Genomic DNA, 7,089 nt, shown 5'->3' with positions numbered 1-7,089 from the left:
TTTTGGGGGTAATTACATAAGTCCCCCTGACAAGGGGGATTTAGGGGGTTGGCTGTGCATTGGGAGCGTCTAAGTAATTCTAAAATCTACCATAAATGGACATCGCGCAGTTAGAGGAAAAGCTATCCGCTATTAAACAGAGAGGGTATGTCGTTTCATTGCGGAGGGGTAACGCAGGCATCGGCTATACACTCGAAACCTTGCTTGAGTTAAAGGAAAACAATCTGCGGACACCAGATCTCGGTGACATCGAGCTAAAGTCTCAACGGAACGGAGTCTCCAATCGGGTTACGATGTTTACCTTCAATCGTGGCGTCTGGAAGATCAGGCAGAGGGATCTAATCGAGGGGTACGGCTACGTGGATACGAATGGTAGACCTTCCCTGTACTGCACTGTGGACAGCAAACCGAACAATCAAGGGCTGTATCTGAAAGTTGAGGAAGATGCCGTTAGACTCTATCATGTAGATAATACGCGCATCGCCGAATGGCTGGGCGATGTGGTGATTGATAGATTCAGCAGCAAAATGCCCGCTCTGGTTGTTGTTTACGCGGACACCCGCATCAACTCAGATAGTAAGGAGGAGTTTTGGTTTAACGAAGCCTATCTCCTGACGAATCCAGATCAAGATCATTTCTTGGACTTGATTAAACAGGATATAGTGATCGTGGATGTCAGAATGCACTTGCGCACAAACGGGTCGGTGAGAAATCATGGGACTGGCTTTAGGATCGAGGAAAGGTTCTTGAACCTATGCTTTGGAAGTCGAGAACGGATAATATGATACCAGAGAGATTAGAGGGCGCAATATGACAATAACGAACCGCAAATACAAAGATGAAACCTGGGACTTCGTCAAAGCGGATACAAAAGAGTATACCCACTGCCTCCACAACTACCCGGCGATGATGATTCCCCAAATCGCAAGGGAACTCTTGAATCGGTACGGGACGCCGAATGGGTGGTTACTCGATCCGTATTGCGGGACTGGCACCTCGTTGGTTGAGGCGTCGATGTTCGGCATGAACGGCGTAGGCTGTGATATCAACCCCCTTGTGAGACTGATAGCAACCGCCAAAACGACCCCAATCTCGCTACAGGTTCTTGAACGCCATTCGCAGGATTTGATGGACGCTATTTTTCAGGTTGGGTTCTTTGAAGACGTGCCATCCGCGCCGATCCCCGATGTCCTGAATCTGGAGTATTGGTTCTCCGAAGACGTTACCAGCCACCTCTCTTTTCTGCGGGATCGCATCAACGCTGTCCAAGATGAATCGGTCCGAAATTTCTTCTGGGTTGCATTCTCGGAGACGGTTCGAGAATGCTCCTATACCAGAAATGGGGAGTTCAAGTTGTACCGAATGCCGGCTCAAAAATTGGCAACCTTCCAGCCCGATGTCTTTGGGGTTTTTCAGGATAAGCTAACCAGAAATAGGGCAGGGCTTGAGGTTTATCTCCGAAAAAGGAAAGATGTCGAGATATTTGTTTCGAGTAGGAATACAGCGAACCGCGGATTGCCCGAAACGCAACCGCCGAACGGATTCGATCTGATTATTACCTCTCCACCCTACGGCGATTCACAAACGACCGTTGCTTATGGGCAGTTTTCACGCCTGTCGGCGGATTGGATCGGCCTGGAGGATTCGCGGAAGGTTGACCGCATTTCGATGGGAGGGAGTCAGAAAAAGAGTAGGTTGTCTGATTCGCCCGTTGATTTGGCGATAGGAGAGATCCGTACTGTTGATAAGAAACGGGCGAGTCAAGTGGAGGCGTTCTATATCGACTTGGAGCGTAGCATCAGTTCGGTTGCCCCGTTGCTTGCCAAGGGTTCGACGATCTGCTATGTTGTGGGGAATCGTAGGGTGAAGGGGGTGGCACTCCCGACCGATGCGTTTATTATCTCTGCTTTTGGCAAGCACGGATTTTCGCATACGGAGACCATCGTTAGGAATATACCGAACAAGCGCATGCCAAAAAAGAACAGCCCTTCCAACGTCGCCGGTGAGACGGATCTCACGATGCACGAGGAGAACATCGTTGTCTGCCAACGCTAAGTTGATCGCATAAGAATCGCTTGATTGAAAGGTATAGGCATGCTCCGTATGCCGTAACCATGGGGCACATTACGGCGCAACAGGGCGAGAATCCTCGTCCCGTTCCGAGGATCCTGATGCTTCATCGAGAATGAAATCGGGATTGGGCGAGGAGACCTCGCCCTTACGAAACTGCGGCTTCACACTTACAGAAAGGCGGCATTTCCGATGAAAATAACGGCGACATTCCTTATCCTTCCACGGTGGAGCATCAGCGATCCCTTATCGGGCATACACAGATGGTTACGAGCGTAGCGTTCAACTCAGACGGGACTACCCTCGCCACGGCGAGTTCAGATAAGACAGTTCGGTTATGGGATGCTGTAACGGGTGAACATAAGCGGATACTCAGCGGCTATCCGCGTGGGGTTTATAGCCTCGCGTTCAGTCCGGACGGGCAGACGCTTGCTACTGCGAGTCCGGACAGTGGGAGCCGCAATGGAAAACCACGGGAGATATGGGTTGGCCCGACAGCATAGTATTCAATCCGGAGGGCACCACGATTGTTAGTACGAGTGTGGCGGGGAAGGACGATGCGCTGGTGCATCTGTGGGATGCCGCGACGGGCGAACGCAAGGGGACGCTCGCCGTTCATGAGAAACGCGTCAGAAGTGTAGCGTTCAGCCCCGATGGACAGACGCTTGCCACTGCGAGTGATGACGGGACGGTGCTATTGTGGGATACCAAGACGTGGGAGCCGAAGCAGACACTCACAAAGTATACAGGTCGATGATGTCGAGTTCGGTCCAGATGGAAAAACGCTTCTCAGTCAAGGCAGAATTAAACCGCTCAATACCGAAAGGCAGCATCTCAGATGAAAGTCACAGCGACATTATTGATGCTTCTGACACTGTTCTCATCGAACACCCTCGCCGCCACGGAGCTACCTGCAGCGAAACTCGTCGGGCACACGGATAGAGTCAGAAGCGTCGCATTCAGTCCAAATGGTAGCCTGCTTGCCAGTGGAAGCTACGACAAGACCGTGTTGCTGTGGGACGTCAAAACGGGGAGCCAGAAGCGGCTACTGACCGGGCATAAGGGTGGGATCGTAGCGGTAACGTTCAGCCCGAATGGCAAGCGAATTGTCAGTGCGAGTTTGGACGGGACGGTGCGGTTATGGGATACGAGGGTAGACGCGCACCTGCGGACACTCACCGGACATAATCATCACGTCGTGAGTGTTGCTTTCAGTCCGGATGGAAAGACGCTTGCCAGTGGGAGTTGGGACGGTACGGTACGGCTGTGGGAGGTCGAGACGTGGACACATAAGCGGACACTCACGGGGTATACGGGATGGGGCTTGAGCCTAGCGTTCAGTCCAGATGGTAGCCTGCTTGCCGGTGGGAATATAGACGGTTCCGTGCGGTTATGGGATACCGAGTTCTGGGGCGAGCAACGGACGACCATGACGCATGGCGGTATGGTCCATAGCGTCGCATTCAGTCCGGACGGCAACACGCTTGCCAGCGGCGGTCGGGACAAGATTATATGGCTGAAGGATCCCAAAACGGGGGAGTCCAAGGGAAGGTTCATTGCGCATACCGATAATGTTCATAGCCTCGCGTTCAGTCCAGATGGAAAAACGCTCGCCAGTGGAAGTCGGGACAAGACGGTGTTGCTGTGGGATATGGCGACAGGTGAACCGAAGCGGACGCTCACCGGGCATACAGATGTGGTCGATAGCGTGGCATTCAGTCCGGATGGTAGGATGCTCGTCACCGGGAGTTGGGACAAGACGGTGCTCCTATGGAAAATCACCGATTAAACCGCCCGACTCCTACCGTCTATGTTGCGTCATGTAGGAGGGATCTCCGAATCCCGACCCCTACCGATTTAGTTCGTTAGTGCTTGGCTTACAGCGTTCAGACGAGATACCCGTTGGGCGAGATTCCTTCGCCCCTACAAATGGTGGCTTCACTTACAGAAGGGTGGTATTTCAGATGAAAATCACGGGGACACTACTTATTCTCTTGGCGCTGTTTTCACCGAACACCCTCGCTGTCACAGCGGTATACAAAGATGAATTCATCGGACATTCCGATGCGGTCAATAGTGTAGCATTCAGCCCGAACGGGAAGTTGCTCGCCAGTGGGAGTTGGGATAAGACGGTGCAGCTGTGGGAGAGCGAAACGGGTGAACAGAAGTGGCTGCTCACTGGACACATGGCGTCGGTTGTTACCGTAGCGTTCAGTCCGGAGGACAAGACGCTTGCCAGTGGGAGCGCAGACAAGACCGTCCGACTGTGGGACACGGCGAGAGGTACAGCGAAGCAGATGCTGACCGGTCATACGGACGTGGTCACGAGTGTGACATTCAGTCGAGACGGGAAGACGCTTGCCAGTGGGAGTGCAGACAAGACAATCCGACTGTGGGATGGCAAGACCGGTGACCTGATACAGACCTTCACCGGTCATACGGACGCCGTCTATAGCGTCGCGTTCAGTCGGGACGGGACGGTGCTTGCCAGTGGAGGTAACGACAAGACAGTCCGATTGTGGGACACCGAAACAGGTAAGTTGATACAGACGCTCACCGGTCATACGGAATCCGTCAATAGCGTCGCGTTCAATCGAGATGATAAAGTGCTTGCCAGTGGGAGTGCGGACAAAATAGTGTGGCTATGGGATACCGAAACGTGGCAACCGAAGGGAAGGGTCATCGGGCATACAGACTTTGTGACGAGCATGGCATTCAGTCCTAAGGGTGATGTACTTGCCACTGGATGTGTGGACACGACAGTGCAACTTTGGGATGCCAAAACAGGCGCACGTCTACAGACGCTTAAGGGGCATACGGAGTGGGTGACGAGCGTGGCGTTCAATCCTAAAGGGAGTCTACTGGCAAGTGGGGGTGCCGATGGAACGGTGCAACTATGGATAATGACCGAGTAGCCCTCCAACTTCTACTGATTTAGTTCATTGGTTCATTGGTGCTTCGCTTACGGTGTATGGGCAAAAAGCCCGTAGGTCGAGATTCATATCTCGACAATCCTCGTTATTGTCGATTTTGGAAAATCGACCTACAAACGTCCTGAGTAAACCCGTAACTTCTACCTTTCGTTCAAGTGTTGCACCTCCCGATTTCGTTGCCTTGTTCTCTGGGGCGAAGGGACATCGCCTCGACGAAACCGTGGAGCGACATTCAGAGAAAGGTGGTATTCAAGATGAAAGTCACGGCAACCCTATTCACGCTTTTCGTTGTTTTCTCACCAACTACCCGTGCCCAAGAGTCCACACAACCAAACCTGCCCGCCGGAGCGATCGCCCGTCTTGGTAAAGGTTCGATAAACGGGGTACAGTATGCTCCCGACGGAACGCGGCTTGCTGTCGCTACCTCCATCGGTATCTGGCTCTACGATACCGCTAACGGTCAAGAAATAGCTCTGCTCACTGGCCATAGGTCGGAGGTCAGGAGCGTCGCGTTCAGTCCAGACGGAAGGACGCTTGCCAGTGGGAGTGCAGACAAGACAGTCTGCTTGTGGGATACTGTGTCGTGGACGCATAAACAGATATGCAACGGGCATCAGTACAAGGTGGTAAGTGTATCGTTCAGCCCGGACGGCAGCGTGCTTGCTAGCGCGAGGGGAGACGGTGGTGACAAGAGGGTGTATCTATGGGATGCTGTGACGGGTGAATGTAAGGGCACGTTCGCCGGGCATAGAGATGCGGTCAATAGCGTGGCGTTCAGCCCCGAGAGTGGCGTGCTCGCCAGTGGCAGTTCAGACGGGATGGTGCTCCTGTGGAGAATGACGGATTCGAGCCAGTGAAAAGACAAATCCAATGAAAACGATTCTCGAAAAATTATCGGCTTACAATATTTTTAGCTATCTCCTGCCGGGACTCCTGTTTGTGATTTTGGGCGAAAGGCTCACCTCATTTTCGCTGATCCAGAGGAGTTGGATCGTTGGAATCGTTCTCTACTATTTTATCATGAGGCGATTGCTAACACTCCGTCATATTTCTTGGCAAAAATACCAAGCCTACAGAAACAGTCTACTGGAAAAGTATCAAGATAGTTCTTCACGAACCGGCGGCGGTGCGCCATATCATTATCGCTTACTTAATGCCTCTGGAAAGCATTTCGCGCGAACTGCTTTTGCGGCTTATTATGAGGAGAAAATCACACTTGCCGACTTATCCGATGCTTTTGCTAAATGCGATCCAAAACACCTATTTGAAATTGAGAGTATTATCTTCGCATAAACTTACCGCTTGACCCGGATCAAGTAGTTTATGGCTTCAACACAAGTTCATTAATTAAGGCCTCTGCCGTTCTTTACCCAATGGACAATTTTCCTTCCTTGTGGGATGAAATCGAGGAATTGATTAGAAATGGTCGCCTCAAAATGTCCGAGCCGGTTTTCGATGAAGTGATGTGGGGTGCAGTTTTAAGGGATTGGTGTAGTGAAAAAGGTTTAAAGCCGTTTCTGTTATCGAAAGTTGATGATTCAGTGGAAAACGCATTTCAAACTATACAGTCAAAATATCCAGAGTTGATGAATGTTAAAAGAGGCACGTCATTAGCGGATCCGTGGGTGATTTCTCTTGCAATGCGGTATCCAAAGGGAGTTGTTGTGACGGAAGAACAACCAACGGGTGATCTAGTCAACCCAAGAATCCCCGATGTATGCAAGGATCTTAGTGTTGAATGTGTCAATATAGCAGGTTTCGTAAGCAGGGAAAATTGGGTGTTTTAGAGCAGGAACGGATAGGTGGTACGATAAAACAAGTTCCTTTGAATCCCGATCGCAGCTTCAAAAGCGAGATCCACGCCCGCTATAGCCCCAGTAGAGACCGAGACTAGACGCCGCCACCCCAAAACTCTCCGACAGTCGCACCGCCTCGGACACCCTCCTCCACACCCTCAATACCCCAGAAATGCAAAAAGCCGCGGTCAGTGGACTGATCCAGGAGATCATAGTCCATCCGACGGCGGCTTTAGATATTCAGTGTAGCTTCAAAACCTGTTTTCAAACAATAGCGCTACGGGGAATCG

General features: G+C 51.6%; 9 protein-coding genes. All 9 read left to right on the top strand.

Annotation, left to right across the window (positions count from 1 at the left end):
- Positions 1 to 95 precede the first annotated feature (95 nt).
- The 9 genes from J4G02_21070 (at position 96) to J4G02_21030 (ending at position 6,790) form a co-directional block, all read left to right on the top strand.
- The gene (locus J4G02_21070) at positions 96 to 785 is read left to right on the top strand and encodes a hypothetical protein (GenBank protein MCE2397016.1); all 690 of its coding nucleotides are present in this window, start codon (positions 96 to 98) and stop codon (positions 783 to 785) included.
- Positions 786 to 810: 25 nt separating this feature from the next.
- Positions 811 to 2,055, top strand: coding sequence for a DNA methyltransferase (locus J4G02_21065; GenBank protein ID MCE2397015.1), 1,245 nt, complete (start codon positions 811 to 813; stop codon positions 2,053 to 2,055).
- Between the two features lie 278 nt (positions 2,056 to 2,333).
- Entirely contained in the window at positions 2,334 to 2,573 is a 240-nt protein-coding gene (locus J4G02_21060) for a hypothetical protein (protein ID MCE2397014.1), read from the top strand.
- Positions 2,552 to 2,827: a hypothetical protein gene (locus tag J4G02_21055; GenBank protein ID MCE2397013.1), complete on the top strand. Its 276-nt coding sequence runs from the start codon at positions 2,552 to 2,554 to the stop codon at positions 2,825 to 2,827. The genes J4G02_21060 and J4G02_21055 overlap by 22 nt, the downstream gene beginning before the upstream one ends.
- 81 nt (positions 2,828 to 2,908) lie before the next feature.
- On the top strand, positions 2,909 to 3,859 hold the full coding sequence (locus J4G02_21050) for a WD40 repeat domain-containing protein (protein MCE2397012.1): 951 nt from the start codon (positions 2,909 to 2,911) through the stop codon (positions 3,857 to 3,859).
- 175 nt (positions 3,860 to 4,034) lie between these two features.
- Positions 4,035 to 4,985, top strand: coding sequence for a WD40 repeat domain-containing protein (locus J4G02_21045; protein ID MCE2397011.1), 951 nt, complete (start codon positions 4,035 to 4,037; stop codon positions 4,983 to 4,985).
- Positions 4,986 to 5,257: 272 nt separating this feature from the next.
- Positions 5,258 to 5,860, top strand: coding sequence for a WD40 repeat domain-containing protein (locus tag J4G02_21040; GenBank protein ID MCE2397010.1), 603 nt, complete (start codon positions 5,258 to 5,260; stop codon positions 5,858 to 5,860).
- Between the two features lie 13 nt (positions 5,861 to 5,873).
- On the top strand, positions 5,874 to 6,296 hold the full coding sequence (locus J4G02_21035) for a hypothetical protein (GenBank protein ID MCE2397009.1): 423 nt from the start codon (positions 5,874 to 5,876) through the stop codon (positions 6,294 to 6,296).
- Complete coding sequence (locus J4G02_21030; GenBank protein ID MCE2397008.1) at positions 6,293 to 6,790, top strand: DUF4411 family protein; 498 nt, start codon at positions 6,293 to 6,295, stop codon at positions 6,788 to 6,790. Before J4G02_21035 ends, J4G02_21030 begins: the two co-directional genes overlap by 4 nt.
- The last annotated feature ends 299 nt before the right edge of the window (positions 6,791 to 7,089 follow it).

It is taken from the genome of Candidatus Poribacteria bacterium (genome assembly GCA_021295755.1).
Taxonomy (GTDB): Bacteria; Poribacteria; WGA-4E; order WGA-4E; family PCPOR2b; genus PCPOR2b.
The sequence above is the reverse complement of the archived record's forward strand: the minus strand, read 5'-3'. Positions and strand labels throughout refer to the sequence as shown.